Below are 24,134 nucleotides of genomic sequence, written 5' to 3'. Positions count from 1 at the left end.
TCAGTCCACAGCTCCCTCTCTCCCCCCTCCGGAAGGAGCGCCGCACGTGCCCTCCAGACGTACCCTCCTCGCCGCCACGGCGGGCGTCACCACGGCCCTGACCCTCGGCACCGACGCCCAGGCCGTCAGCGGCCCCGACGACAAGCGGCTGCGCCGTCTCATCTCGCGCATGACGCTGGAGGAGAAGGTCGGCCAGCTGTTCGTGATGCGGGTCTACGGGCACTCGGCGACCGCCCCCGACCAGGCCGACATCGACGCCAACCTCCAGGAGCTGGGCGTCCGGACGGCAGCCGAACTGCTGGCGAAGTACCGGGTCGGCGGGATCATCTACTTCTCGTGGGCGCACAACACCCGCGACCCCCACCAGATCGCCGCCCTGGGCAACGGCATCCAGCGCGCCTCCCTCGCCCTCCCCCGCGGCCTGCCCGTCCTGGTCTCCACCGACCAGGAGCACGGCGCCGTGGCCCGGGTCGGCAGGCCCGCCACCCTGCTGCCGGGCGCGATGGCCCTCGGCGCGGGCGGCTCCGGCACCGACGCCCGCGAGGCCGGCCGCATCAGCGGCGCCGAACTGCGCGCCCTCGGTGTCCGGCAGGACTACGCGCCGGTCGCCGACGTGAACGTCAACCCGGCCAACCCGGTCATCGGCGTCCGCTCCTTCGGCGCCGACCCGAAGGCCGTCTCGAAGCTGGTCGCCGCCCAGGTGAAGGGGTATCAGGAGGCCGGGGTGGCGGCCACCGCCAAGCACTTCCCGGGGCACGGGGACACGGCCGTCGACAGCCACTACGGCTTCCCGGTCATCGAGCACACCCGGAAGCAGTGGACGGCCCTCGACGCCCCGCCCTTCAAGGCCGCGATCCGCGCCGGGATCGACTCGATCATGACCGCGCACATCATGGTCCCCGCCCTGGACCCCTCCGGCGACCCGGCCACCCTCTCCCGCCCGATCATCACCGGCATCCTGCGCGGCGAACTGGGCTACGACGGGGTCGTGGTCACCGACTCGCTCGGCATGCAGGGCGTCCGGGAGAAGTACGGCGACGACCGGGTGCCGGTGCTGGCCCTGAAGGCCGGTGTCGACCAGCTGCTCAACCCGCCCTCGATCGACGTGGCGTGGAACGCGGTCCTCGACGCCGTGCACGCCGGCGAGCTGACCGAGGCCCGCCTCGACAGGTCGCTCCTGCGCATCCTGCGGCTCAAGGCGAAGCTGGGACTGTTCGAGCGGCCGTACGTGAGTGACGCCGGGGTCGACCGGGTGGTGGGGATCGCGCGGCACCTCGACGCCGCCGACCGGATCGCCGAGCGGACCACGACCCTCCTGGTCAACAAGGGCGGGCTGCTGCCGCTGAACCGCACCGGGCAGCGCAAGGTGCTGGTGGTCGGCGCCGACCCGGCGTCCCCGACGGGCACCACGGGCCCGCCGACGGCCGTCCTCGCCGCCGAACTCACCTCCCTCGGCTTCACGACGACCCGGCTGCCGACCGGTACGGCCCCCACCCAGGCGGCCATCGACCAGGCGGTCGCGGCAGCGGCCGGCCAGGACGTCGTGGTCGTGGCGACGTACAACGTGACGGCGACCGGTACGCAGAAGACCCTCGTCGCACGGCTGATCGCCACCGGTGTCCCCGTGGTGGCGGTCGCGGTCCGCAACCCGTACGACGTGGCCCACCTTCCCGGGGTGAAGGGCTGCGTGGCCGCGTACTCCTGGACGGACGTGGAGGTGCGGGCGGCGGCACGGGTGCTGGCCGGGCGGGTGGCGCCGCGCGGAAAGCTGCCGGTCCCGGTGCAGCGGGCCGACGCCCCGACGCGGGTGCTCTATCCGATCGGGCACGGTCTGACCTACGGCCCCTGACGTAGAGGGCCTACGCCGCACGATTCGCACACCGCCCCCAACTGACGCAAAGCGCACGATATGTCCAGCGTGACCCCTTCCACGGGGTCACGCTGGACGGGGGTTCATCGGGGGTGGCCATGCGAGGGGTGCGTCGCGTTCGAATCGTGCGCGCGGGAGTGCTGATGTCCGCGGTCGTCCTGGCGGCCGCCGCGCTGTCGGGGTGCCAGGGCTGGTCCGGCGGGACGGACGAGGAGACCGGGGAGCGCTCGACCACGGCCGCGTCGGCCCCGCCGTCCGGGTACGGGTCGGTGTTCCTCGGCGTCGACGAGTGCAGTTCGTTCGGGACGACCAGCTTCACCGAGGTGCCCTGCGCGGGCGAACGGGCCGCCGCCCGGGTGGTGGCCCGGCACGACGACCGGGCCGGCCAGGGCCCCCTCTGCCCGCCGACCACCGACTTCGTCCTCCACATCAGCGAGTCCCGGCCCGCCCCGGACGGGTCCGCCGGGCCGGGTGTGTCCGGCGAGGACGAGGACGGCGACGGTTCCGTGCCGCAGGGCTACGCCTGTATGCGCAAGCTGCAGCCGCCGCACCCGGGCGACCCCGGCGGCGGAGGCGGCCCCCGCACCATCGTGGGCGACTGTGTCTACGGCGCCGGGCGGGGCGAGGTCCGCGAGACGGCCTGCGACGGCCGGGGCCGGCACGACCCGGAGTACGAGGTGACGACGGCCGTCGACACCAGGACGCGGTGCCCGGCCGCCACGGACCTGTACGTACGGCTGGGCGGGCAGCGGCCGGTGGGCTGTGCGGTGCCGGTGTGAGGGACCCGGGCGAGGGGCGGGAAACGGCAGGCCCGGCTGCCACCGGAGGGCGGCAACCGGGCCCGACTCGCCTACTGCTCCCGCGAACTACGGCCGGAGCGTCATCTCCCGCTCGATGTCACGCTTGTCGAGCTTGGAGTCGAACTTCGCCAGCGGCTTCGCCTTGCCCGGGTCGGCCTGGACGGCGGCCGGGGCGACGCCCGCCCACTTCAGGATCCGGGCCGTGGCCAGGTCCTTCTGCGCCTTCACCAGACCGGCGACGTTGGCACCGTGGTTGGCGCCGGGCGCCGTGAAGACGTACGAGTCGCGCGCCTTCTTGCCCAGGTGGAACGGCTCGGAGCCCCACGGGTCGTTCTGCCCGTAGACGAACAGCATCTGCTTGGCGTTGTTCCGGACCCAGGTGTCGACGTCGCGCATCGCGGTCGGGTCGAACGTCATCCTGATGTCCCGCGGGACGAAGTTCCGGGGCGGCTGGTAGCCGTAGCGGATGTACTTCTTCTCGATGTGCGGGAACTTGATGTCGGGCGCGCCCAGCTGCGTACCCGCCTGGTAGTAGTACGGCGTGTACGGCTCCAGGCCCTGGTCGGCGTAGGCGGAGAAGCCGGAGATCGTGTCGATGGACGTCCAGATCTCGTCGTCCGTCGCGGCCTTGGCGTCCTTCGGGATGACGCCGCTGTCGCAGTCGGCGAGCAGGCTGTACTGCCAGAAGCCCCAGACGTAGTCGAGGACGACCGCCTCGTACGCCTTGTCGAGGCTGCCGATCGTGTGGAAGGTGAGGCCGTCGGCGGCGGCGACCTCCGCGTACTTCTTCTCCAGCGGCTCACGGCGCACCAGCGCCTCGCGCTGCACGGCGTTCAGCCGGTCGCGGCACTCCTTGGTGCCGACGTTGGCGAAGAACCGGTCGTATGCCGAGTCCTCGTCGTTGACGACGTCGTTGGGGGCGACGTACGCGACGACACCGTCCATGTCGTGCGGGTAGAAGCGCTCGTAGTAGGTGGCGGTCATGCCGCCCTTCGAGCCGCCGGTCGAGATCCAGTTCTCGCGGTAGATCTTCCTCAGCGCCCGGAAGATCCGGTGCTGGTCGCTGGCCGCCTGCCAGATGTCCAGCTTCGACCAGTCGGCCGGGTCGGGGCGGGACGGGTTGAAGAACCGGTACTCCATGGAGACCTGGTTGCCGTCCACGATCTGGGTGGGCTCGCGGCGGCCGGGGTTGGCGGAGACGTTGTAGCCGCCGGTGTAGAAGACCGTCGGCCGGGCCGTGTCCTTGTGCAGCACGGTGATCCGCTGCTGGAACGTGCCCTTCTTCGGGTTCCTGTGGTCCACCGGCTGGGTGAAGTTGAGGACGAAGAAGCGGTAACCCGGGTACGGCTTCTCCTGGATGAGGCTCACGCCCGGTACGGCGAGCAGTCGGTCCTTGATGTCGGCGGTGTCCGACCCGGCGGCGGTGGCCGCCCCCGCCGTGCTCAGTGTGCCGATGAGCACCACGAGCGACAGCACCCACCTGAGTGCTTTGCGCATGCGTTTCTCCCCTATGCAGCTATGCAGTTGTGCAGCGGCTGTGCGCCGGAAGCTATCGGAGCCACCGCCGGGGCACCAGGGAAGAAAGGGGCCAACTGGACTGCTTTCGGCCGCGGCCGGGAGGGATAGGGAAAACCCTGTGCGGGGCACCGGCCCGCCGGGACACCGGAGCCGGGGCCCGGCGCGGGACGGGCGCGGCGGTTCAGCGCAGGATCCAGCCCGAGTCGTAACTCCGGCCGCCTGCCCGCGCCTTGATGCACACCGGACGCCGGCCCGCGTGCACGGTCACGGGACCGGCGGGGTGCTTCTCGTTGCGCACCCACTGGCCGCCCCAGGCCCGGATGCGCAGGGTGCCCTTGCGGGCGGGCTTCCGCGGCACGAGGACGGCGCAGACGTACCGGCCGCCCTTGCGGTAGACCCGTACGGTGCCGGTGTCGAAGGTCAGCGTCCGCACCTTGCGCCCGGCGCACGACGCGGCCGCCTCCGCACTCGTCGGCGGCCCCGCGAGGGCCAGCAGCCCGGCGGTCGTCAGCACGGCCAGTACGAGCGCCATGCGCCGACGTATCCCACGCCCGCTCACTGCAGCCCCTCCCGCCACACACCCGTACTGATGTACGGACGCACAACCCCCCTCGAACGGTTGCGCGCTCAAGGGGACACGCTACGGAGGGGCGCTACGGCTTCAGAACCGGCTCGCCCACGAACGTGCGCCACAGTGCCGCGTACCGGCCCTCGTGGGCCAGGAGCTCGTCATGGGTGCCGTCCTCCACGACCCGGCCGTGGTCCATGACGACGACGCGGTCGGCGCGGGCGGCCGTGGTGAGCCGGTGGGCGACGACGAGCGTCGTACGGCGTCCGGCGAGGCGGTCGGTGGCCTGGTTGACCTGCGCCTCGGTGGCCAGGTCGAGCGCGGCCGTCGCCTCGTCGAGGAGCAGCACGTCCGGGTTCACCAGTTCCGCGCGGGCCAGCGCGATCAGCTGCCGCTGCCCGGCGGAGAGGTTGCGGCCGCGCTCGGCGACCTCGTGGAGGTAGCCGCCGTCGAGCGTGGCGATCATGTCGTGGGCGCCGACCGCGCGGGAGGCGGCCTCCACCTCGGCGTCGGTCGCGTCGGGGCGGCCGTAGGCGATGGCGTCCCGGACCGTGCCCTGGAAGAGGTACGCCTCCTGGGGGACGACGCCCAGGCGGTGCCGGTACGAGGTCAGGTCGAGATCGCGCAGGTCGGTGCCGTCGACGGTGACCCGGCCGCCGGTCGGGTCGTAGAAGCGGGCGACGAGCTTGACGAGCGTCGACTTGCCGGCGCCGGTCTCGCCGACGAAGGCGACGGTCTGGCCGGCGGGGATCGACAGCGCCACACCGCTCAGGGCCGCTTCCCCGTCGGCGGAGCCGTAGGCGAAGTCCACGTCCTCGAACCTGATCTCACCGCGCAGCGCACGGACCCGGCGCGGCTCGGCGGCGGACTTCGTGGACGTCGGCTCCCGGAGGAGTTCCTGGATGCGGCCCAGGGAGACGGTGGCCTGCTGGTAGCCGTCGAAGACCTGGGAGAGCTGCTGGACGGGGGCGAAGAACAGGTCGATGTAGAGGAGGTAGGCGACCAGGGCGCCGGTGGTCAGGGTGCCCGCGTCGACGCGGTGGGCGCCGACGATCAGGACGGCCGCGGCCGCCGCCGAGGACAGGAACTGCACGAACGGGAAGTAGAGGGAGATCAGCCACTGGCCGTGGATCCGGGCCCGGCGGTAGCTGTCGCTGCCCGCCGTGAACCGCTCGCCGCCCGCGCGCTCGCCCCGGAACGCCTGCACGATCCGCAGCCCGGCCACCGACTCCTGGAGGTCCGCGTTGACCACGGACACCCGCTCGCGGGCCAGCTCGTACGCCTTGACGCTCGCCCGCCGGAAGAAGAACGTGCAGACGATCAGCGGCGGGAGCGTGGCGAAGACGACGAGGGCCAGCTCCACGTCCAGCACCAGCAGGGCGACCATGATGCCGAAGAAGGTGACGACGGAGACGAAGGCCGTGACGAGGCCCGTCTGCAGGAACGACGACAGGGCGTCCACGTCGGTCGTCATCCGGGTCATGATCCGGCCCGTCAGCTCCCGCTCGTAGTAGTCGAGCCCGAGGCGCTGCAGCTGGGCGAAGATCTTCAGGCGCAGGGAGTACAGGACGCGTTCGCCGGTCCGGCCGGTCATCCGCGTCTCACCGATCTGGGCCGCCCACTGGGCGAGCACCGCGACCAGGCCCAGCAGGGCCGCGGCCCAGACCGCGCCGAGCGCCGCCTGGGAGACGCCGTCGTCGATGCCGTGCCGGATCAGCACGGGCAGCAGCAGGCCCGCGCCCGCGTCGACGGCGACGAGCGCCAGGCTGACCAGCAGGGGCAGGCCGAAGCCGCGCAGCAGCCGCCGCAGGCCGTACGACTCCTCCGGCGCGACCGCGCGGGCCTCGTCGATGCCGGGGGTGTCGGTCGCCGGGGGCAACGCCTCGACCTGGGCGAGGAGTTCGGGGGTGGCGGGGGTGCCGTCGAAGGCGGTGTCGCGGGGCTCGCGGTCACCGGTCCACAGCCGGGGCGTGATGCCGCGCTCGGCGTCGAACTCGGCGTCCAGCTCGTCCCGTATCGAGTCGCGTACGGCGGTGTCGTCGGCCTGGGCGAGGGAGGCCGCGGGGGTGTGTCCGGGCGAGACTCCGCCGAGTTCGTCGGGGTCCGTCAGCAGCCGGCGGTAGAGGGCGGAGCGGCGTTCCAGCTCCTCGTGGGTGCCGATGTCGGCGAGGCGGCCCCCGTCGAGGACGGCGATGCGGTCGGCGAGGTTCAGGGTGGAGCGGCGGTGGGCGATCAGGAGGGTCGTACGGCCCTCCATGACGCGGGCCAGGGCCTCGTGGATCTCGTGCTCCACGCGGGCGTCCACGGCCGAGGTCGCGTCGTCGAGGACGAGCAGGCGCGGGTCGGTGAGGATCGCGCGGGCGAGGGCGACGCGCTGGCGCTGGCCGCCGGAGAGGGTGAGGCCGTGCTCGCCGACCTTGGTGGCGTAGCCGTCGGGCAGCTCGGCGATGAAACGGTCCGCCTGGGCGGCGCGGGCGGCGGCCTCGATCTGCTCGTCGGTCGCGTCGGGGCGGCCGTAGGCGATGTTGGCGCGGACCGTGTCGGAGAAGAGGAAGGAGTCCTCGGGGACCAGGCCGATCGCGGCGCGCAGCGAGTCGAGGGTGAGTTCGCGGACGTCGTGGCCGCCGATGAGGAGCGCGCCGCGGGACACGTCGTAGAAGCGTGGGAGGAGGAGGGAGACGGTGGACTTGCCGGAGCCGGAGGAGCCGACGACGGCGAGGGTCTCACCGGGACGGATCTCGAAGCTGAGGCCGTCGAGGACGGGGTGCCCGTCGGCGTAGCCGAAGGACACGTCGTCGAACTCGACGGTCGCGGGTGCGTCGGCGGGGAGGTCCTTGGTGCCCTCGGCGAGCGTGGGCTCGGTGTCGATCAGCTCCAGGACGCGCTCGGTGCCGGCGCGGGCCTGCTGGCCGACGGTGAGGACCATGGCGAGCATGCGGACGGGGCCGACGAGCTGGGCGAGGTAGGTGGAGAACGCGACGAACGTGCCGAGCGTGATGTGGCCGCGCACGGCCAGCCAGCCGCCGAGCGCCAGCATCGCGACCTGGCCGAGGGCGGGGACGGCCTGGAGGGCGGGGGTGTACCGGGAATTGAACCGGATGGTCCGCAGCCGGCCCGCGAAGAGCCGCCGGCCGACCTCCCGCAGCTTCCCGGTCTCCTGCTCCTCCTGCCCGAACCCCTTGACCACGCGGACGCCGCTGACGGCGCCGTCGACGACGCCCGCGACGGCGGCGGCCTGGGCCTGGGCGTACCAGGTGGCGGGGTGCAGCCTGGCGCGGCTGCGCAGGGCGATCCACCACAGGGCGGGGGCGACGGCGATCGCGACCAGGGTGAGGGGCAGCGACAGCCACGCCATGATCACGAGGGAGATCAGGAACAGCAGGATGTTGCCGATGGTCATCGGCAGCATGAAGAGCAGGCCCTGGATCAGCTGGAGGTCGCTGGTGGCACGGCCGACGACCTGCCCGGTGGACAGCTCGTCCTGCCGCCGTCCGTCGAGGCCGGTGATCGTCCCGTACATCTCCGTGCGCAGGTCGTGCTGGACGTCGAGCGCGAGACGTCCGCCGTAGTAGCGGCGGACGTAGGTGAAGACGTACACCAGGAGGGCGGCGCCGATCAGGGCCGCCGCCCAGGGGGCCATGGCCCGGGTCCGGTCCCCGATCACGTCATCGATGATCACCTTGGTGATCAGGGGGACCAGGGCCATCACGGCCATACCGCCGAGGGACGAGCCGAGGGCGAGGATCACGTCCCTGGGATGCCGCCAGGCGTATCCGGCGAGTCTGCGCGCCCACCCTCGGTCGCCCCCCTGCTGCGCTGTCACGCCGGTGCCCTCCGTTCGTCCTGGTCTCCGCTGGAGACCAACACGTGGGGCCGCGGATTTCATCCCGCCGCAACAATCTCGCTCCGCGGTCGAGCCCGGGAAGCCGGGGTCTGTCGGGCGGGTGCGGGTGGCTGGGGGGGCGGTGCGGGTGGATGGGCGTGGGGCCCGACAGACCCTGGCCGCTCACCCTTACGCCGGCAGTCCCGTCGTACGGAGCCGGTCCACCGTCTGCGCCGAGATCGCGCGGGGTGCCTGGGCCGCCAAGGCCGTCAGCAGACCTTCCCAGGCGTCGGGGATGCCCGCGTCGACAGCCGACCGGTAAGCCGCGCAGGCCTCGGCCGACCGTCCCTGTTCCAGGTACAGGGCGCCGAGGGCGGCGTACGCCTCCGTGTCACCGGCCTCGCAGCCACGGACGTACGCGCGTTCGGCGGCGGCGGTGTCACCCAGTTCCTCGCGCACGCGGCCCAGTGCGGTCCAGGTGTCGGAGGCGCCGAGGGCGTCGGCCCGCAGCACCGCTCGCCGGGATCCGTCCCGGTCCCCGGCGCGTTCCCGCATCCGGGACAGCGCGGCCCACCCCGTGTGTGAGCCTCGGTCCGCGGCCAGGTCGGCGGCGAGCTCCGCGCTCTCCGCGTCACCGGCGCGTTCCAGGCCGCGCGCCAGCGTGATCCACGCCTCCACGTCACCGGCGCGCGCCGCCTCCGCGGCGGCATGTGCGGCGCCTGTGTCGTCGCCACGTTCCGCGCGGTCCTCGGCCAGGGCGGTCCAGGCCTCCGGATCACCGGTGCGCACCGCCTGCGCGGCGGCTTCCTCAGCACCTACGGCGTCGCCGTCCGACTCGGCGAGCAGGGCCAGTTCACGCCAGGCCGCGCCGACGCCGAGGGCCGCGGCCTCGCGGTAGGCGGCTGCGGTGCCCGACAGGTCGCCGATTCCGTGGCGCAGTCGCGCCAACAGGGACCAGCCCTCCGGGTTTCCGGTGTCCGCGCCGCCGGTCGCCGCTGCCACGGCCGACGCGGGGTCGCCGAGCGACCAGTGCAGCCGTACCAGACGCGCCCAGGCCGCCGTGACGCCCGTGTCGGCCGCCCGCGTGGCGTGCTCCACCGCCTCGTGGAGGTCACCCGCGCGTTCGGCGACCTGCGCGAGCCCGACGTGCCCCCATCCGTCACCGAGGCTCACGGCCTGCTCGAACGCCTTGGCCGCGGCCGGGCCGTGGTCCGCGCGCATCCGGCCGAGCGTCCGCCAGGCGAGCGGCTGCCCCGCCGCCCCGGCCAAGGCCGCGACATCGTCCGCGGCGGCCTGTTCCCCGTCCTCCTCATGGATCCTGGCCATCGCCGACCACGCCCACGCGTCACCCGCCCGGGCCGCCTGCCGATACGCGTCATAGGCGGCGCGCCTGTCGCCGCCGCTCTCCCTCGACATCGCGAGAGCCGCCCAGGCGACGGGGTCCGTCGCGGCCGTCTCCTCGGCGGCGACCCGGCCGTCGGTGGTCTCCCGCAGCACCGCCCAGGCGGCTCGGGCCCGTCTGTGGCCCTGCTGCACGGCGTTCTCGTACAGCGCCACCGCACACCCGTATCGACGCCGCTGTTCGGCGGCCCGTCCGAAGGAGTACAGGTCATCGGGGGTTCTGGCCCAGGAGGCACCCGTCCAGAACTCGGCCGGTGGCGCCCGATGCGCCCTGACCCGGCGGATGTGCTGCTCCAGGTAGTCGTCCGGGCGATAGCTGTCGGGGACGCCGACGCCGGGCTCGTGCCGTTCCGCGATCAGCGGAGCGGGGCCGCGGCCTGCCGTCGTCAGCGCTCCGATGGCCGCCGGGAACCACTCCTCGCCCGCGGTCGCACGGGCGGTGGAGGCCATGAACCCGACCGCGGCCTCCCTCAGCAACCCCGCCGGTACGGCGCTGGTGTGGCCGAGCCTGCGCGCCTCGACGGCCGCCGTCAGCACGGCGTGTTCCGGAGCGGTGAACCACTGGTCCGGGCCCATCTCCCAGCGGCGCACCAGCTCCGGTCCCCCAGTGAGGTGTTGCAGTACCCGATGCCCCGGACCGGCCGCCCGCACGGCGGCGGCCAGACGCGGATCACGGGCCGCCGCGGCGGCCACGGCCGGAGCGTCGCCGGACAGCGTGTCCGGCACCGTGATCATCGCGTGGCGTCCCGCCAACAGCGCCCGGACGTATGGCGATTCGTCCTCGCCGTCCCGTCGGTTCTCGGTCAGTCGCCTCAGGTGCTCCGGCCACATGGTGCCGACCACCGCGAGCGGTGCCACCTCGTCGAGCAGCCGCCCCAGTACCCTGGCGGCCCGCTCGCCCGAGGCCCCGTTCAGATAGCGCTGCGTCTCGTCGAGCCACAGCACGGTGCGGGGGCCGATGTCCGCCGCGTTCAGCTCGTCCGCGTCCGCTGGGCGCACCACGGGCCAGTCGGGCAGGACGGCCGCCACCGCCTCGTAGACGGCACGGGTCTTGCCGCTCGCGGAACGGCCCACCAGCAGGACGAACACGGAGTCGTTCGTGGCCGCGGTGCGGGCCAGCCGCTGCCGCAGGGTCTCGTCGTGCGGGCGGAGGAGGTACTCGGTCAACGGCAGGTCCACGGTGGTGTCCGGGCCGGGGGCGGGATGCACTCCCAGGCGGACGGGGTCCCATTGGAGGGCGGTGCGCCGATGTGTCTCACCGTCAGACATGCGCCGCAGGCACCTCCCTGCCGAGGAACTCGACGGCGGGGTCCACGGTGGCGAAGATGGGAAACACCTTGGTCAGTCCGGTGATCCGGAACATCTTGAGCACTCGCTCGGACGGCACGACCAGCGCGATCGCGCCGCTGTGGGCACGGATCCGCTTCAGACCGCCGACGAGGACACCCACTCCGGTCGAGTCCAGAAGCTCGACGGACGTCAGATCCACGACCAGGAAGTACCGTCCCTGGTTGATCAGGTCCACGATCAGCTCGCGCAGGGTAGGCGCAGTGGAGACGCTTATCTCACCGCCCGGATCTCTGCTCATGACGTTCACCAGCGTTATGTCTTCGGAGACATGCTCGTACGTGTGGTCGCCCGAGACCAGGACGCCCTTCTCCGGTACGCGCCGCTTACGGGCCTGCCGCTCCACGATGGCTGCCCGGCGCTGCTCGATGCCTTCTTCCGCGTAGTCGGCGACCAACGTCGCGACCGCGCTCGGCACGTTGTCGTGGACGCGGAAGACCTTCGTCAGGCCAGTCTTGGACAGAATGGCACGCACCCGATCGTTCGTCACGACCAGGGACAGCGTCCCGCCTTGGACGTGCACCCGTTTCAGGCCTCCCACCAGCACGCCCAGCCCGGTGCTGTCGACGTCGTCGACCACGCTCAGGTCGACGACCAGGATCAGCCGCCCGTCTTCGGCCAGCCGCGTCAGTACCGCGCGCAGTTCGGGTGCAGAGTCGATGTCGAGCGTACTGCCCTGGTCGTCGCCTTCCAGCCGCACGACAGTGATGTCGCTGGACTGGTCCGTGTACGACAACACCTTCGGTTGCACCTGGCCCTCCGTCACCTCGGCACTGCGGATCCTATCCGCGCGGCACCGACTACACAGGGGTGAGCGCCGCGCGGGCAGCGGTCAGGAAGGCTTCCTGTGCCATGGAGGGCGGGGTTCCGGGAGCCGTGGCGGCGAGTGAGCCCCGCAGGGTCTCCGCCGCCGCTGTCACACCGTCCGGCCCTTCCAGCCGCACGACATTGAGCGCTTCCCCGACCGCGCCCATGGCGGCGTCGTACTCCCGTCGACGCTGCGCCTCGTTCGCCGTGCCGATCGCGCTCTGCCAAGCCGTGAGCGCCTGTTGGGCACTGTCCGTGCGGCTCAGGTACGTCACGTATGCGGCTCGCCGCACCGCCCGCTGCCCCGCGAGCGTCTGCTCGGTGAGGGTCCGGCGGGCGACGTCGAGCTGGGCCGTGGCCTGGAGTTGTCCGGCGTCCCAGGCGGCGGCCGCTTGTTGGCGGCCGGCTTCCCAGGCGGCGGCCGCCTGGCGCTCGCCCGCCGCCCAGGCGGCCTGGGCCTGGCGTTTGGCGGCGGCGAGCGTGAACACCCCCGTGAGCGCTCCGCCGCCGATCGCGGCCCCGGCGGCGACCAGCGCCGTCAGCACAGCCTCGTCCATCCCTGCCCCCTTGTCGGATCAGGCGCCGAGCGCCGTGAGCACCACGGACCTGGCCCTCCCCTGGACCTGGCGCGTGAGTACGGCTCTCATTCTCCCCTCCAAACCCGAACCGCCGGGACGCGCAGCGGGCCGCCGTTGTGGCACGCGTCCGTCGGGTGCGACGATGCGGGCCGGCGAGCGAAGGACACCGACATGAGGCACCAGGACCAACAGCCCCCCGCCGCAGCGCTGTTCGACGCGCTGGGCCTCGTCTACGAGAAGGCGTTCGCCCATGCCCCCGCGCATCTGTCCGCGCTGGAGTGGCTGATCGAGCGGCTGCCGCCCGCCGCGCGGACGCTGGACGTGGGGAGCGGCACCGGGCGGCCCACCGCGGCCGCGCTCATCGCGGCAGGGCACTCGGTGCTGGGCGTCGACGTCTCCCCCGTCATGGTCGAACTCGCCGCACGTCAGGTCCCCGAGGCGGAGTTCCGCTGCGGCGACATCAGGGAGCTCCCGCTGGAGACGGAATCGTTCGACGGCGTGTGCGCGTTCTTCTCGCTGCTGCAGATGACCCGCGCCGAGCAGTCGGCTCTGACACGGCGGCTGGCCCTGGCCCTGAGGCCCGGCGGGCATCTGGTGCTGGCCACCGTGCCCGGGGACGTGGAGGACGTCGAGCTGGTCTTCATGGGCCGGGCGGTCCGCGCGACGAGCTTCGCCGAGGAGGACTTCGCCGGCATGGCGGAGGCGGCGGGGCTGACGGTGCTGTCCCGGCACAGCGCCGTCTTCACCCCGGACCACCCCGAAGCCGGGCCCGAGCCCCATCTCTTCCTGCACTGCCGCCGCGACGAGACGGGGCGCTGACGCTGGGGCGGAGAGCGCCGGCAGGCGTATGCGGTCGGCCGGTGGGCGACCGTCCGACTGCGACTGCGCCAGGCCGCCGCTCCTGGACCATGACTCCTGGCAACGCCGGTGCAGCGCACATCCGGCGGTCGTACCGCCGGATCGACGGTTCGGTCTCGGAGGTGACGAGCCGGGCGCCGTCGCGGTCGACGGCGAGACCGGAGAGGTTGCCGACGTAGGTGTCCTCGTACGTCGCCTTGTCGAGAGCGTCGGAGTACGCCTGGATCGACACGGACGGCGAACAGCCGTGAGCGCGCGGCGAGTCGGCGGGGACGGGTCCGGCGGCGGCCGGGTGGTGGCCGCCGCCGGAATCGCGGTCAAGGACGCGACGAGGCTGCCGGGAGACACGGCGTCACGGTGGGGTGACGCCGATCACCGGCGTCACGGTGGGGCGACGCCGGTGATCCGCGGACGGTCTCGTCGTGGACGTCCGGATGACGACTGCCGCGTCACCCGTTCTCGGGCACCGGGACGGTCGCCTCCTGGGGCCGGTCGGTGGGCACGTAGCGGTGCACGCTCGGCGCACCCGAGGCGCTCTTGGCGACGGGCACGAGATCCTTGTGGATCACCTTGGCGACGCCCTGGATGGTGTTGACGCCGTACTGCATGTCCGCGTTGCCGTGGGTGAGGACGGTGATCGTGTAGTCCCGCCCGCCGCCGGTGAACGTGCCGACGCTGTGCACGCGCCAGCCGTGCGTGGCACGGGACAGCCACCCGTTCTTGACGTGCACCTTCACGGTGGAGGGGGCCCCGGCGGGGGTGCCCCAGCGCTGCGAGGCGACGACCTTGTTCATGAGCTTGAGGACGTACGCGCGGGCGTTGTCGCTCAGCACGGTGTTCTTCGCGGTGAGCAGCGCGAGGAGGCGCTGCTCGTCCCGGACGGTGATCTGGGTGAGGCCCCAGTAGTTGTCCGCGCCCGGCTTGGTCTGGGTCATCTGGGCGGCGGTCAGGAACGCCTTGATCTTCTTCAGGCCGAGCTGCTTCCACAGGGTGCTGGTGGAGGCGTTGTCCGACTGCGTGATCATGGCGGTGGCGAGCTTGGTCTCACGGTCGGTGAGATAGCGGTTCGTCTTCTTCGCGTCGAACAGCAGCGCGGCGAGCACCGTCACCTTCACGACGCTGGCCGAGTCGAAGGCGGTGTCCCCGCGCAGCGTGCAGGTGGTGCCGGTGGTCCGCTCCGACAGTCCGACGGCCACCGTCCCCTTCCGCTTCGCCAGCGCGGCGGTGATGTCCTTCTGCAGCTTGTCGGCCAGCCCGGCCTGCTTCGACGTACAACTGACCTGCGGTGTCGGCGCCGCGCCGGCCGCCGGCGCGAACGCCACGGCCGCCGAGGACACGATCATCCCGGCGCCGATCCCCGCAGCAACCACACGCGCACTCCTGGACGTACGCGACACCCGGGATACCCCCGATATCCGGTGAGTCATCTACCTTTTCCCATCCCCTATGAGCGACTGGAACCCGCCAAGGGCGGGTTCACCACAGTCGACTCGCGAGAATGCACGATAGTTGTACGTCAGTTCGTTTCTGAATCGCGCCCCCGCTCCGCCGTCGGCCCCTAGGGTCGGTGTCATGACGACCACCCTGGAGACGATCCACGACGTGCCCGTGCTGATGTGCGCCGCCGAGGGCGGGAGGATCGCCCGCGAGAGCGACGCCCTGGATCTCATCGGCGACGCCGGGTACCAGGGCGCCGGCTGGGTCGTCGTCCCCGTCGAGCGGTTCGACGAGGCGTTCTTCGAGCTGCGTACGCGCGTCGCCGGCGACATCGTCCAGAAGTTCGTCCAGTACGGCGTCCGCCTTGCCGTGATCGGCGACATCTCCCGCCACACGGAGGCCAGTTCGTCCCTGCGGGACTTCGTCCGTGAGTGCAACCGCGGCCGTCAGACGTGGTTCCTGACCGACCTCGACGAACTGCGCGACCGCCTGCGGGGCTGAAGGACCCCGGCACGGGCCGGGTCCCGCGGCTGCCGCGGGACCCTCCGGGATCGGAAACCGGACAAGATCTCGTGCGCGGACGGGTATGCGTACGCGTCGGCAGGCGTCGCGTCGTAAGGGCTGCCGGGGGCCGGACGGCCCGGTGGGGCGCCCTGGGCACGGCCCCGGAGCGCCGCCTCGTCACCCACCGCGGTCGCGCGGGCTCCGGCGAGCCGTCGTCGCGGGGCGGGCGGGCCGTCATCGCGCGGGACGAGCCGCCGCCGCACCGGCCGGGGCTTCGTCGCACGCGACGAGGCGTCGTGGCACGGGCCGAGTCGGTCTCCCGGCCCGCCCGGCCCACGCGGCGCCCGCCGAACGCCGGTCCCCGGAGCCGCCGTTCAGCCGACCAGTTCGTGCTGCCGCTCCGTCGAAGGCTCCGGCCGGCGTGCCGGCGCGGACTGTCCGGCCCATCGTCTTTCGTTGCGCAGGTAGCCGTAGCCGACCGAGGCCATCAGCAGCAGGAGGAGGGGTCCGAACACCCACGGGTAACGGGCCATCTCCAGCGACAGGAACCGGTAGGCCAGCAGCAGCGCGGCGAACACGGTCGTGCCGTGGACGACCAGCCACACGCCCGACCGGTCCCAGCCGCGGTCGGCCGTGCGCAGGGCCGCCTCGATGGTGAGCGTGAAGACGACACCGGCGATGAGATCCACGCCGTAGTGGTAGCCGAAGCCCAGCGTCGCGGTGAGCGTGGCGATCAGCCAGAAGGTGCCCGCGTGGCGCAGGAGGCGCGGGCCGCCGCGGGAGTGGATGAAGATCGCCGTGGCCCACGCCGTGTGCAGACTGGGCATGCAGTTGCGCGGGGTGAGGTCGTCGTACGGCATCGCGTGCGGGACCCCGACCGGTGGCGGAATGTCGGGCCACAGGTGGGCGAGCGCCCACGGCCCGCCGCCGGTGCCGAACGCGCCGGGACCGTAGGCGAAGACCGGCCCGACGACCGGGAAGATCATGTAGATGCCCGGCCCGAGGAGGCCGATCACCAGGAACGTGCGCACCAGGTGGTGGCGCGGGAAGCGGCGCTCGGCGGCCACGTGGCGCAACTGGTAGAGCGCGACGGCGACCGCGGCCACCGCGAGCTGGATGTAGACCCAGTCGAGGAGGTGGGTGCCGACCGGGCCGGTGGCCCGGACCAGCCGGCCCACCAGCCACGACGGGTTGCCCAGCGCGTGGTCGGCGGTCGCCAGGTACGGATCGAGCACCGTCGGGCGGGTCTTGGAGGTGATCAGCAGCCAGGCGTCCCCGGTCTTGCGGCCGGTCACCAGCAGCAGGCCCAGCCCGACGCCCTTCAGCAGCAGCGCCCGTTCACGGCCGGTGCGGCGGGTGAGGGCGATGACCGCGCAGCCCAGCAGCACCCACAGCGCGCCGTTGCCGAACATCATCTTCGCGTCGAGGGCCCAGCGCACCAGGAAGAAGACGACGTCGATCCCGATCGCGACACCGGCCGCGATGAACCGTTGCCGCCAGGTGAGCACGACCATCGTCAACGCCATGCTGGCGTACAGCAGCGGCCCCGACTTGGGGGCGAAGATCACCTCGCGTGCCTGGTTGGTGATCGGACCCGGCAGCCCGTAGCCACGTGAGGCGATCTCCAGCGCAAGGATGAATCCGAGGGTCGCGACACCCGCCACGGCCCACAGAATCACCCTCGGCCGGCGCCACTCGACGGACGACAGCACGCTTCTTATTCGCGGGACCACCCGCGAGACCTGGGATATCAATTACCCGGCCGTCGTCTCGTTCGCGGGGCCGGGTCTTTTCTCGGTGTGCAGCATGGCTTTCCGGTGGCTTGTGGGGGCGGGTGGACCGTTCCCGGCGGGCGGGACCGCGCACACGATCCGGGATCACGGGCGCGGGACCGACGACCGCGGGCACGCGATCGAGCATCACGCACACGGGACCGAAGACCACGAGCACGCGATCGAGCATCACGCACACGGGACCGAAGACCACGAGCACGCGATCGAGCATCACGCACACGCGATCGAGGATCACGGGCACGATCAAGGATCACGCACACGGTTTCCGGGATCACGAGCGGGATCCCGGCGACCACGGGCGGGATCCCGGATCACACGCGGGATCACCCCTGGGAAGACCGCCGGCCGCCCCGTGAGGTTGCTCGCGGCAGGACACACGGGCACCACGTCCACCACGCGACGCGGAGCCGGTCCACGGCTCGTCCACTGGTCCACCCCCACTCGCCCCCGGTCCGCCCTCGCGTTCCCCACCAGCATCGGTGACAGCCGGGAGAAGGCATAGAGCGCGCCGCGCACTCGGGCGGACCGGCCCGGGGACCGGCCGAGGGGCGGGCGGGCGGCCGGCCCGCGTCGCGCGCGCCCAGCACGCCTGAATTCCCACGTCAATTGGGGTTCGCCCGCGAATCGGGACACGGGAGAGGGGCTTGGGTCACGAGGGTTGTCCCGTTGGCCAGAACGTCACCGAATCGCCTTCTCCCCGTAACACATGGACTGACCCGTCCATGCCAATCTCTCGATTGCCCACACAGTCAACCCGCGTAGAACGAGACTCCCCGAAGCAACTCCTCGTGCTGCGCGGCCCTCTGGGAAGGGACACCCCTCATGCCCGCTGCGCGGATACGCAGTTGGAAGTCGGTCGCGCTCGCGACGTCGGCCGTGCTCGTCGGTATCGTCCTCCCCGCCGCCACGGCCTCCCCCGCCTCGGCGACGACCACCGCCTACGACGCGACGTACTACAAGAACGCGGTCGGCAAGTCCGGCACGGCCCTGAAGTCCTCCCTCCACACGATCATCAGCGCCAACGTCTCGAAGATCTCGTACTCCGCGGTCTGGAACGCGCTGAAGGTCACCGACCAGGACCCGAACAACACCAGCAACGTGCTCCTGCTGTACAGCGGCGTCTCCCGCAGCAAGTCCCTCAACGGCGGTGACCTCGGCGACTGGAACCGCGAGCACACCTGGGCCAAGTCGCACGGCGACTTCGGCGAGGTCACCGGGCCGGGCACCGACCTGCACCACCTGCGCGCCTGTGACGTCCAGGTCAACAGCACCCGCGGCAACCTGGACTTCGACAACGGCGGCAGCTCCGTCACCAACGGCGGCGGCTCCACCGTCGACTCCGACTCCTTCGCGCCGCGCGCGGCCGACCGGGGCGACGTGGCCCGCATGATCCTCTACATGGCCGTGCGCTACGACGGCGGCGACGGCTTCGCCGACCTGGAGCCCAACGAGAAGGTGGGCAACGGCTCCAACCCGTACATGGGCAAGCTCTCCGTCCTGAAGGCCTGGAACGAGGCGGACCCGCCGAGCGCCTTCGAGGAGCGCCGCAACCAGGTCATCTACGACACCTACCAGCACAACCGCAACCCGTTCATCGACCACCCGGAGTGGGTCGAGGCGATCTGGTAGCCGCCCGCCGAGCCCGGTGAACCCCCGGCCCCGTACAACCCCCACGTACGGGCCGGGGGTTCACCGTTTCCCCCGCCACGGCAGCCCGCCCCGGCAGGGGGCGCTCAGTTACCGACCCATGACATTCGCACGTACAACCGATGAAGGCCCGATCGGGTCGGACTACACGGACGCGGCACTTCCGCCACGCCGGATCCACCGACCCGAAAGGCACGTGCATGTCACGAGCACGAGCACGACACAGCATCCGCGCGACTCGGCTGAGCGCCTCCATGGCGGCGGTGGCGCTGCTGACCGGAGGCCTGACGGCGCTGTCGCTCGGCCCTGCCTCGGCGGCGCCCGCGAAGGTGGGCGTGGCGGACGACTTCAACGGCGACGGCTACGGCGACCTGGTCGTCGGCGCCCCGAACGCCAAGGTGTCCGGGAAGGCCAAGGCCGGCTACGTGACCGTCCTGTACGGCTCGAAGGGCGGGGCCTCTGCTGCGAAGAAGAAGCTGATCAGCCGCTCGACGAGCGGGGTGCCGGGCGCCGCCACCGCGAACCAGCGCTTCGGCTCGACGTTCACCAAGGGCGACCTGGACGGGGACGGCTACGGCGACCTGGTGATCTCCGGCGGCACGGCGGGCTCGGTGATCGTCTGGGGGTCGGCCTCCGGGCTGACCGGCGGCACGAGCATCGCCAAGTACGGTTCGGCCCCGCAGGCGGGCGACTTCGACGGCGACGGCAAGACCGACCTCGCCCTCTTCTCCGCCCAGAACATCAGCGGCGACGACCCCGAGGGCGCCCCGGCGGCCCTGTGGAAGGGCCCCATCTCCCGCGCGGCCAAGCCCAAGGCCGTCCTCCCGCTCCTCGACAAGTCCCTGTGGTGGGGCTGGTACGAGGAGGACGCCTCCTGCGCCACCGGCCACGGCTGCGAGAACGGCCCGTCCTCCATCACCGGCCCGGTCGTCTCCGGCCAGGTCGGGGACGTCAACGGCGACGGCCGCGACGACCTGGTCCAGTGGTACTACACGGGCGACGGGACCTACGGCAACCGGCTCCTGCTGGGCGCCGCCACGGGCTTCAAGCGCGGCTTCGCGCCCGGCGACGACGTGACCCGCACCCCGGCCGGCACGGGCCTGGGCGACGTGAACGGCGACGGGTACGACGACATCGTCGTGGGCGCCGACGGCTGGACCGACCAGGTCCGCGTGGCGTACGGCTCCGCCACCGGCACCTCCGAGTCCCACGTCCAGACCTTCGACCAGAACCTGCCCGGCTTCCCCGGCGCGCAGGAGGAGGGCGACCTCGTCGGCTCGGCGGTATCGGTCGCCGACGTCACCGGCGACGGCTACGCCGACCTCGCCCTCGGCATCGCGTACGAGGACGTCGACGACATCACCAACACCGGTGCGGTCGCCCTGGTCCCCGGCAGCGCCGCCGGTGTCACCGGCGCCGGGACGAAGGTCTTCCACCAGAACACCGCCGGGGTCCCCGGCGCCGCCGAGGCGGAGGACAGGTTCGGCACCACCACGGCCCTGGTGGACCTCGACGGCAACGGCCACCCCGACCTCGCCGTCGGCGCCCCCGCCGAGAACAGCGACAACGGGGCCGTCTGGGTCCTCCCCGGCACCGGCACGGGCCTGACCACCACGGGCGCGCTCTCGTTCGGCCCCGGCGACGTCTCGGCGCCGGCGACGGACGCGATGTTCGGCGCGTTCCTGCGCTGACCGCCCGCCGGTTCCCCGGCTCCCCGGTCCGGCGTGACGGCCCTACGCGGTCACGCCGGGCCGGTTGCCGGTGCCGGTGTTGATGCCGGTGCCGGTGCCGGTGTTGATGCCGGTGCCGGTGCCGGTGTTGATGCCGGTGCCGGTCAGGCCGTGTGCCGCAGGATCTCCTCGGCCAGGCGGGCGTCCAGGGCCGCGGGCAGGGTGTGCCCCAGCCCCTCGACCACGACCAGCCGGGCACCGGGGATCGCGGCGGCGGTGGCCTCCCCGTGCGCCGGCGGGAACATCGGGTCCTCCGTGCCGTGCAGCACCAGCGTCGGCGCGGTGACGGAGGCCAGGGCCGCCGTGTCGTCCCCGCCGGCCGACCCCGCGAGGGTGTGGTGGAACCCGGCGGCCAGATCGCGCGCCCGCTCGTACACCCGCCGTTCCATGCGCCGGTACTCCTCCTCGTCGAACGGCAGCACCGAGCCGTGCAGCACCCTCCACAGCGGGAGCCGCGCGGCGAGGTACCGGTCCGGTCCCGCCTCCGGGTCGGGCAGCGTGGTGGCGAGCACGGCCAGCAACTCGGCGCTGGGCGGGGGCAGTTCACCCGGCTCGGGGGGCTCCCCCGCCAGGTCCCGCCCCACCGCGGCCGCCGTGTCCGTACCGAGCGGCTGCGACGACAGACTCGTCAGGGTCAGTACGCGTTCCGGATCCGTGACGGCGATCCGCTGGGCGATGATCCCTCCCAGGGAGGCCCCCACGAGATGCGCCTGCTCCACGCCGAACGCGTCCAGCACGGCCAGCGCGTCCGAGGCCATGTCGGCGACGGTGTACGGCCGCACGGCGAAGTCGACGACGGAGGAGCGCCCGGTGTCGCGGTGGTCGTACCGGATCACCCGCCGCCCTCCGTCCACGAGCCGCCGCACGATGCCGTCGTTCCACTGGACCCCCTGCGCCTGCGCGCCCATCACCAGCAGCACGGCCGGATGCTCCGGCGCGCCGAACTCCTCCGCCCACACCTCGATGCCGTCCACGGGAACGATCCGCTCGCGGCCGGCCAGGTCCTCGCTCATGACTTTATTTTCCTGCATGGTCATTCAGGATAATGGCCGGACGAAGATCCCGCACGAGGTTTTCCGAGGTGGACGCGCCGCCGCCGCACCCGGCACCCTGATCGCATGGCCGGAGTCAAGGGACAGGTGCAGCAGCGGGGCGTGGAACGCCGTCGCGCGATGGTGGACGCCGCGATCACGCTCTTCTCGCAGCAGGGCGTACGAGGGACCGGCGTCGCCGCGATCGCGGAACGGGCGGGTGTGACCCCCTCGGCCCTCATCCACCACTTCGGCAGCAAGGACGGCCTGGTCCGCGCGGTCCTGGAGGAGGCCGACCGGCGCGCCCTGGCCCGGCTGTCGGCCACCCCGGCCTCGGAGCCCACGCTCGACGAGGCCTTCGACTGGTTCGTGCGGGACGCCGAACACACGGCGGCCACCGAACGCGAACTGACCGCCCTGCACACCACCTTGACGGCCGAGAACCTGGAACCGGGCTCCCCCCTCCACACCTGGTTCCGCGACCGGGGCCGGGCCCTGCGCGCCCACCTCACGGCCCTGTTCACCCGGGCGGCGGCCGACGGCACCGCCCGCCCGGACCTGGACCCGGCCCTCCTGGCGACCGAGGTGGCCGCCTTCCTCGAAGGCGCCCACCTGCTCTGGCTCCTGGACCCCGCCGAGACCGACCTCACGGCCCTCCACCGCGGCTACTTCGAGGGCCTGGCCTCCCGCCTGCGCCCCTGAACCCGGCCCGTGTCAGACGTGCGTCGGCGCGAACATCCGCAGCACCGCCGGGAGGACGACCACCGAAGGCCCGGGCGTGGCGAGGGACGCGGCCAGGTCGGTCGCGAGGGACTCGGGGGTGGTGCGTACGCCCGGCACCCCGAAGGACTCCGCCAGGGCCACGTAGTCGGGGCGGGACAGTTCCGTGCCGGTCGTCCCGCCGTACGCGTCGGTCATGTACTCGCGCAGGATGCCGTAGCCGCCGTCGTCGACGATCAGCCAGGTGACGTTCAGGTCGTACTGCCGGGCGGTGGCCAGCTCGGCGATCGAGTAGAGCGCGCCGCCGTCGCCCGAGACGGCCAGCACCGGGTGGGTGGGGTCGGCCGCCGCCGCGCCGAGGGCGGCCGGGAAGGCGTAGCCGAGGCCGCCCGAACCCTGGGCGGAGTGCATGGTGTTGGGGCCCTTGGGGTCGAACGCGGACCAGGCCCAGTAGGACAGGATCGTCATGTCCCAGAAGGAGGGCGCGCGGGCCGGGAGGGCCCGGCGGACGGACGCCAGCAGCTCCTGTTCCAGGGTGAGTTCCTGGGCGTCGACGCGGGCGCGGACCCGGTCGAGGACGTCCCGCACGCGGTCCGGCGCGGACGCGTCCGCGCGCGGCTCCTCGATCGTCTCCAGCAGCGCCGTCAGCGCCAGGCGCGCGTCGGCGTGGATGCCGAGCGCCGGGTGGTTGGACTCCAGCTTCCCGAGGTCCGCCTCGATCTGGATCACCCGGCCGCGGGGCGCGAACGTGTGGTAGTTGGAGGAGAGTTCACCGAGGCCCGAGCCGACGACGAGGAGCACGTCCGCGTCCTCCAGGAAGTCCGTGGTGTGCCGGTCCTCCATCCAGGACCGCAGCGACAGCGGGTGCGTCCACGGGAAGGCGCCCTTGCCTCCGTACGTCGTCACGACCGGGGCCGACAGCCGCTCCGCGAGCTGCCGCAGCTTGCCCGAGGCGTCGGCCCGGACGACCCCGCCGCCCGCGATGACCGCCGGGCGGGCGGCGGTGGACAGCAGGTGGGCGGCCAGCGCGGTCAGTTCGGGGCGCGGGGGCAGCTCCTCGGGGAAGGCGTCGCCGCCCGTCACCATCGGGACCGACGTCTCGGCGGACAGCACGTCCTGCGGGATCTCCACCCACACCGGGCCGTGCGGGGCCGACAGCGCCGACTTCCAGGCCGCCTCGATCGCGGACGGGATCTGCGACTGCGTACGGACCGTGTGGACGGACTTCACCACGCCCCGGAACGAGGCGGCCTGGTCGGTGAGTTCGTGGAGGTAGCCGTGGCGGCCGCCGCCCAGGCCGGCCCGGGGGACCTGGCTGCTGATCGCCAGCACCGGCGCCGAGGCCGAGGCCGCCTCCTGGAGCGCGGCCAGGGACGTCAGCGCGCCCGGTCCCGTCGACAGCAGCAGCGGGGCCGCCTCGCCGGTGATCCGGCCGTACGCGTCCGCGGCGAACCCGGCGTTGTTCTCCACCCGCAGGCCGATGTACCGCAGGCCGGAGCGGCGCAGCGCGTCGAACACGGGCAGGGCGTGCTGGCCGGGGAGCCCGAACACCGTCGTCGCGCCGAGTCCGGCCAGGGTCTCCACGACCAGGTCTCCGCCGTGGCGGCCGGGGGGAGGGTTCAGCGCGGCCTCCGTCTGGGCGGCGGTCGGGCGGAGCACCAGGTCGTGGTCGTGGGTCACTGCGCTGCCTTCTCCTTGTCGC

17 protein-coding genes and 1 pseudogene are annotated in these 24,134 nt (G+C 72.6%); 7 read left to right on the top strand and 11 right to left on the bottom strand.

Annotated elements, in window-relative coordinates; genetic code table 11:
- The first annotated feature begins 46 nt into the window (after nucleotides 1-46).
- On the top strand, nucleotides 47-1,849 hold the full coding sequence (locus SCAB_RS27825) for a glycoside hydrolase family 3 protein (RefSeq protein ID WP_013003417.1): 1,803 nt from the start codon (nucleotides 47-49) through the stop codon (nucleotides 1,847-1,849).
- A gap of 164 nt (nucleotides 1,850-2,013) precedes the next feature.
- Nucleotides 2,014-2,649 (top strand): hypothetical protein, encoded by a 636-nt coding sequence (locus tag SCAB_RS27820; RefSeq protein WP_037729559.1) that lies wholly within the window; start codon nucleotides 2,014-2,016, stop codon nucleotides 2,647-2,649.
- Between the two features lie 87 nt (nucleotides 2,650-2,736).
- Here SCAB_RS27820 and SCAB_RS27815 read toward each other — a convergent pair whose 3' ends face one another.
- The 7 genes and pseudogenes from SCAB_RS27815 to SCAB_RS27790 all read right to left on the bottom strand — a co-directional run bounded on the left by SCAB_RS27815 (nucleotide 2,737) and on the right by SCAB_RS27790 (nucleotide 12,691).
- Nucleotides 2,737-4,167, bottom strand: coding sequence for a S28 family serine protease (locus SCAB_RS27815; protein WP_013003415.1), 1,431 nt, complete (start codon nucleotides 4,165-4,167; stop codon nucleotides 2,737-2,739).
- Between the two features lie 202 nt (nucleotides 4,168-4,369).
- Nucleotides 4,370-4,720, bottom strand: coding sequence for a hypothetical protein (locus SCAB_RS27810; RefSeq protein ID WP_037729558.1), 351 nt, complete (start codon nucleotides 4,718-4,720; stop codon nucleotides 4,370-4,372).
- Nucleotides 4,721-4,841: 121 nt separating this feature from the next.
- Complete coding sequence (locus tag SCAB_RS27805; RefSeq protein ID WP_231885137.1) at nucleotides 4,842-8,642, bottom strand: ABC transporter ATP-binding protein; 3,801 nt, start codon at nucleotides 8,640-8,642, stop codon at nucleotides 4,842-4,844.
- A 126-nt stretch (nucleotides 8,643-8,768) separates the two neighbouring features.
- Nucleotides 8,769-11,249, bottom strand: coding sequence for a hypothetical protein (locus tag SCAB_RS27800; RefSeq protein WP_049875785.1), 2,481 nt, complete (start codon nucleotides 11,247-11,249; stop codon nucleotides 8,769-8,771).
- Complete coding sequence (locus SCAB_RS48680) at nucleotides 11,242-11,568, bottom strand: anti-sigma factor antagonist (RefSeq protein ID WP_063649863.1); 327 nt, start codon at nucleotides 11,566-11,568, stop codon at nucleotides 11,242-11,244. The genes SCAB_RS27800 and SCAB_RS48680 overlap by 8 nt, the downstream gene beginning before the upstream one ends.
- A gap of 177 nt (nucleotides 11,569-11,745) precedes the next feature.
- Nucleotides 11,746-12,066, bottom strand: a pseudogene (locus tag SCAB_RS48675) (STAS domain-containing protein); the annotation flags it as partial.
- Nucleotides 12,067-12,127: 61 nt separating this feature from the next.
- Complete coding sequence (locus SCAB_RS27790; RefSeq protein WP_013003410.1) at nucleotides 12,128-12,691, bottom strand: hypothetical protein; 564 nt, start codon at nucleotides 12,689-12,691, stop codon at nucleotides 12,128-12,130.
- 192 nt (nucleotides 12,692-12,883) lie between these two features.
- On the opposite strand from SCAB_RS27790, the gene SCAB_RS27785 reads away from it, so the two are divergent.
- Nucleotides 12,884-13,531: a class I SAM-dependent methyltransferase gene (locus SCAB_RS27785; protein ID WP_013003409.1), complete on the top strand. Its 648-nt coding sequence runs from the start codon at nucleotides 12,884-12,886 to the stop codon at nucleotides 13,529-13,531.
- 488 nt (nucleotides 13,532-14,019) lie between these two features.
- Here SCAB_RS27785 and SCAB_RS27780 read toward each other — a convergent pair whose 3' ends face one another.
- A complete protein-coding gene (locus SCAB_RS27780) occupies nucleotides 14,020-14,997 on the bottom strand; it encodes a serine hydrolase (protein ID WP_374195907.1) in 978 nt (325 codons plus the stop codon).
- 145 nt (nucleotides 14,998-15,142) lie between these two features.
- Here SCAB_RS27780 and SCAB_RS27775 point away from each other — a divergent pair, with 145 nt between their 5' ends.
- Nucleotides 15,143-15,508, top strand: a complete 366-nt coding sequence (locus SCAB_RS27775) for a DUF4180 domain-containing protein (protein WP_013003407.1) — start codon at nucleotides 15,143-15,145, stop codon at nucleotides 15,506-15,508.
- 377 nt (nucleotides 15,509-15,885) lie between these two features.
- Here the strand turns inward: SCAB_RS27775 and SCAB_RS27770 are convergent, their stop codons facing one another.
- Nucleotides 15,886-17,223, bottom strand: coding sequence for a phosphatase PAP2 family protein (locus tag SCAB_RS27770; protein WP_013003406.1), 1,338 nt, complete (start codon nucleotides 17,221-17,223; stop codon nucleotides 15,886-15,888).
- Nucleotides 17,224-18,126: 903 nt separating this feature from the next.
- On the opposite strand from SCAB_RS27770, the gene SCAB_RS27765 reads away from it, so the two are divergent.
- Both SCAB_RS27765 and SCAB_RS27760 read left to right on the top strand, forming a co-directional pair.
- Complete coding sequence (locus tag SCAB_RS27765) at nucleotides 18,127-18,933, top strand: endonuclease I family protein (RefSeq protein ID WP_013003405.1); 807 nt, start codon at nucleotides 18,127-18,129, stop codon at nucleotides 18,931-18,933.
- 218 nt (nucleotides 18,934-19,151) lie between these two features.
- A complete protein-coding gene (locus SCAB_RS27760) occupies nucleotides 19,152-20,642 on the top strand; it encodes an FG-GAP-like repeat-containing protein (protein WP_037729555.1) in 1,491 nt (496 codons plus the stop codon).
- Between the two features lie 143 nt (nucleotides 20,643-20,785).
- Here the strand turns inward: SCAB_RS27760 and SCAB_RS27755 are convergent, their stop codons facing one another.
- Nucleotides 20,786-21,694: an alpha/beta fold hydrolase gene (locus SCAB_RS27755; protein WP_063649848.1), complete on the bottom strand. Its 909-nt coding sequence runs from the start codon at nucleotides 21,692-21,694 to the stop codon at nucleotides 20,786-20,788.
- Between the two features lie 105 nt (nucleotides 21,695-21,799).
- Here SCAB_RS27755 and SCAB_RS27750 point away from each other — a divergent pair, with 105 nt between their 5' ends.
- Nucleotides 21,800-22,414, top strand: a complete 615-nt coding sequence (locus tag SCAB_RS27750; protein ID WP_013003402.1) for a TetR/AcrR family transcriptional regulator — start codon at nucleotides 21,800-21,802, stop codon at nucleotides 22,412-22,414.
- 12 nt (nucleotides 22,415-22,426) lie between these two features.
- Here SCAB_RS27750 and SCAB_RS27745 read toward each other — a convergent pair whose 3' ends face one another.
- A complete protein-coding gene (locus SCAB_RS27745) occupies nucleotides 22,427-24,112 on the bottom strand; it encodes a thiamine pyrophosphate-binding protein (protein WP_013003401.1) in 1,686 nt (561 codons plus the stop codon).
- Nucleotides 24,113-24,134 lie beyond the last annotated feature (22 nt).

Origin of the sequence: Streptomyces scabiei 87.22 (genome assembly GCF_000091305.1) — a bacterium.
Classification (GTDB): Bacteria; Actinomycetota; Actinomycetes; order Streptomycetales; family Streptomycetaceae; genus Streptomyces; species Streptomyces scabiei.
This window is presented reverse-complemented; position numbering and strand designations above follow the sequence as displayed.

Coding starts and splice junctions, on each gene's coding strand:
- SCAB_RS27790 (WP_013003410.1), bottom strand. CDS start 12,691: ATGGACGAGGCTGTGCTGACGGCGCTGGTCGCCGCCGGGGCCGCGATC.
- SCAB_RS27755 (WP_063649848.1), bottom strand. CDS start 21,694: ATGAGCGAGGACCTGGCCGGCCGCGAGCGGATCGTTCCCGTGGACGGC.
- SCAB_RS27800 (WP_049875785.1), bottom strand. CDS start 11,249: ATGTCTGACGGTGAGACACATCGGCGCACCGCCCTCCAATGGGACCCC.
- SCAB_RS27805 (WP_231885137.1), bottom strand. CDS start 8,642: ATGAAATCCGCGGCCCCACGTGTTGGTCTCCAGCGGAGACCAGGACGA.
- SCAB_RS27775 (WP_013003407.1), top strand. CDS start 15,143: ATGACGACCACCCTGGAGACGATCCACGACGTGCCCGTGCTGATGTGC.
- SCAB_RS48680 (WP_063649863.1), bottom strand. CDS start 11,568: ATGAGCAGAGATCCGGGCGGTGAGATAAGCGTCTCCACTGCGCCTACC.
- SCAB_RS27815 (WP_013003415.1), bottom strand. CDS start 4,167: ATGCGCAAAGCACTCAGGTGGGTGCTGTCGCTCGTGGTGCTCATCGGC.
- SCAB_RS27760 (WP_037729555.1), top strand. CDS start 19,152: ATGTCACGAGCACGAGCACGACACAGCATCCGCGCGACTCGGCTGAGC.
- SCAB_RS27810 (WP_037729558.1), bottom strand. CDS start 4,720: ATGGCGCTCGTACTGGCCGTGCTGACGACCGCCGGGCTGCTGGCCCTC.
- SCAB_RS27750 (WP_013003402.1), top strand. CDS start 21,800: ATGGCCGGAGTCAAGGGACAGGTGCAGCAGCGGGGCGTGGAACGCCGT.
- SCAB_RS27780 (WP_374195907.1), bottom strand. CDS start 14,997: ATGACTCACCGGATATCGGGGGTATCCCGGGTGTCGCGTACGTCCAGG.
- SCAB_RS27820 (WP_037729559.1), top strand. CDS start 2,014: ATGTCCGCGGTCGTCCTGGCGGCCGCCGCGCTGTCGGGGTGCCAGGGC.
- SCAB_RS27765 (WP_013003405.1), top strand. CDS start 18,127: ATGCCCGCTGCGCGGATACGCAGTTGGAAGTCGGTCGCGCTCGCGACG.
- SCAB_RS27785 (WP_013003409.1), top strand. CDS start 12,884: ATGAGGCACCAGGACCAACAGCCCCCCGCCGCAGCGCTGTTCGACGCG.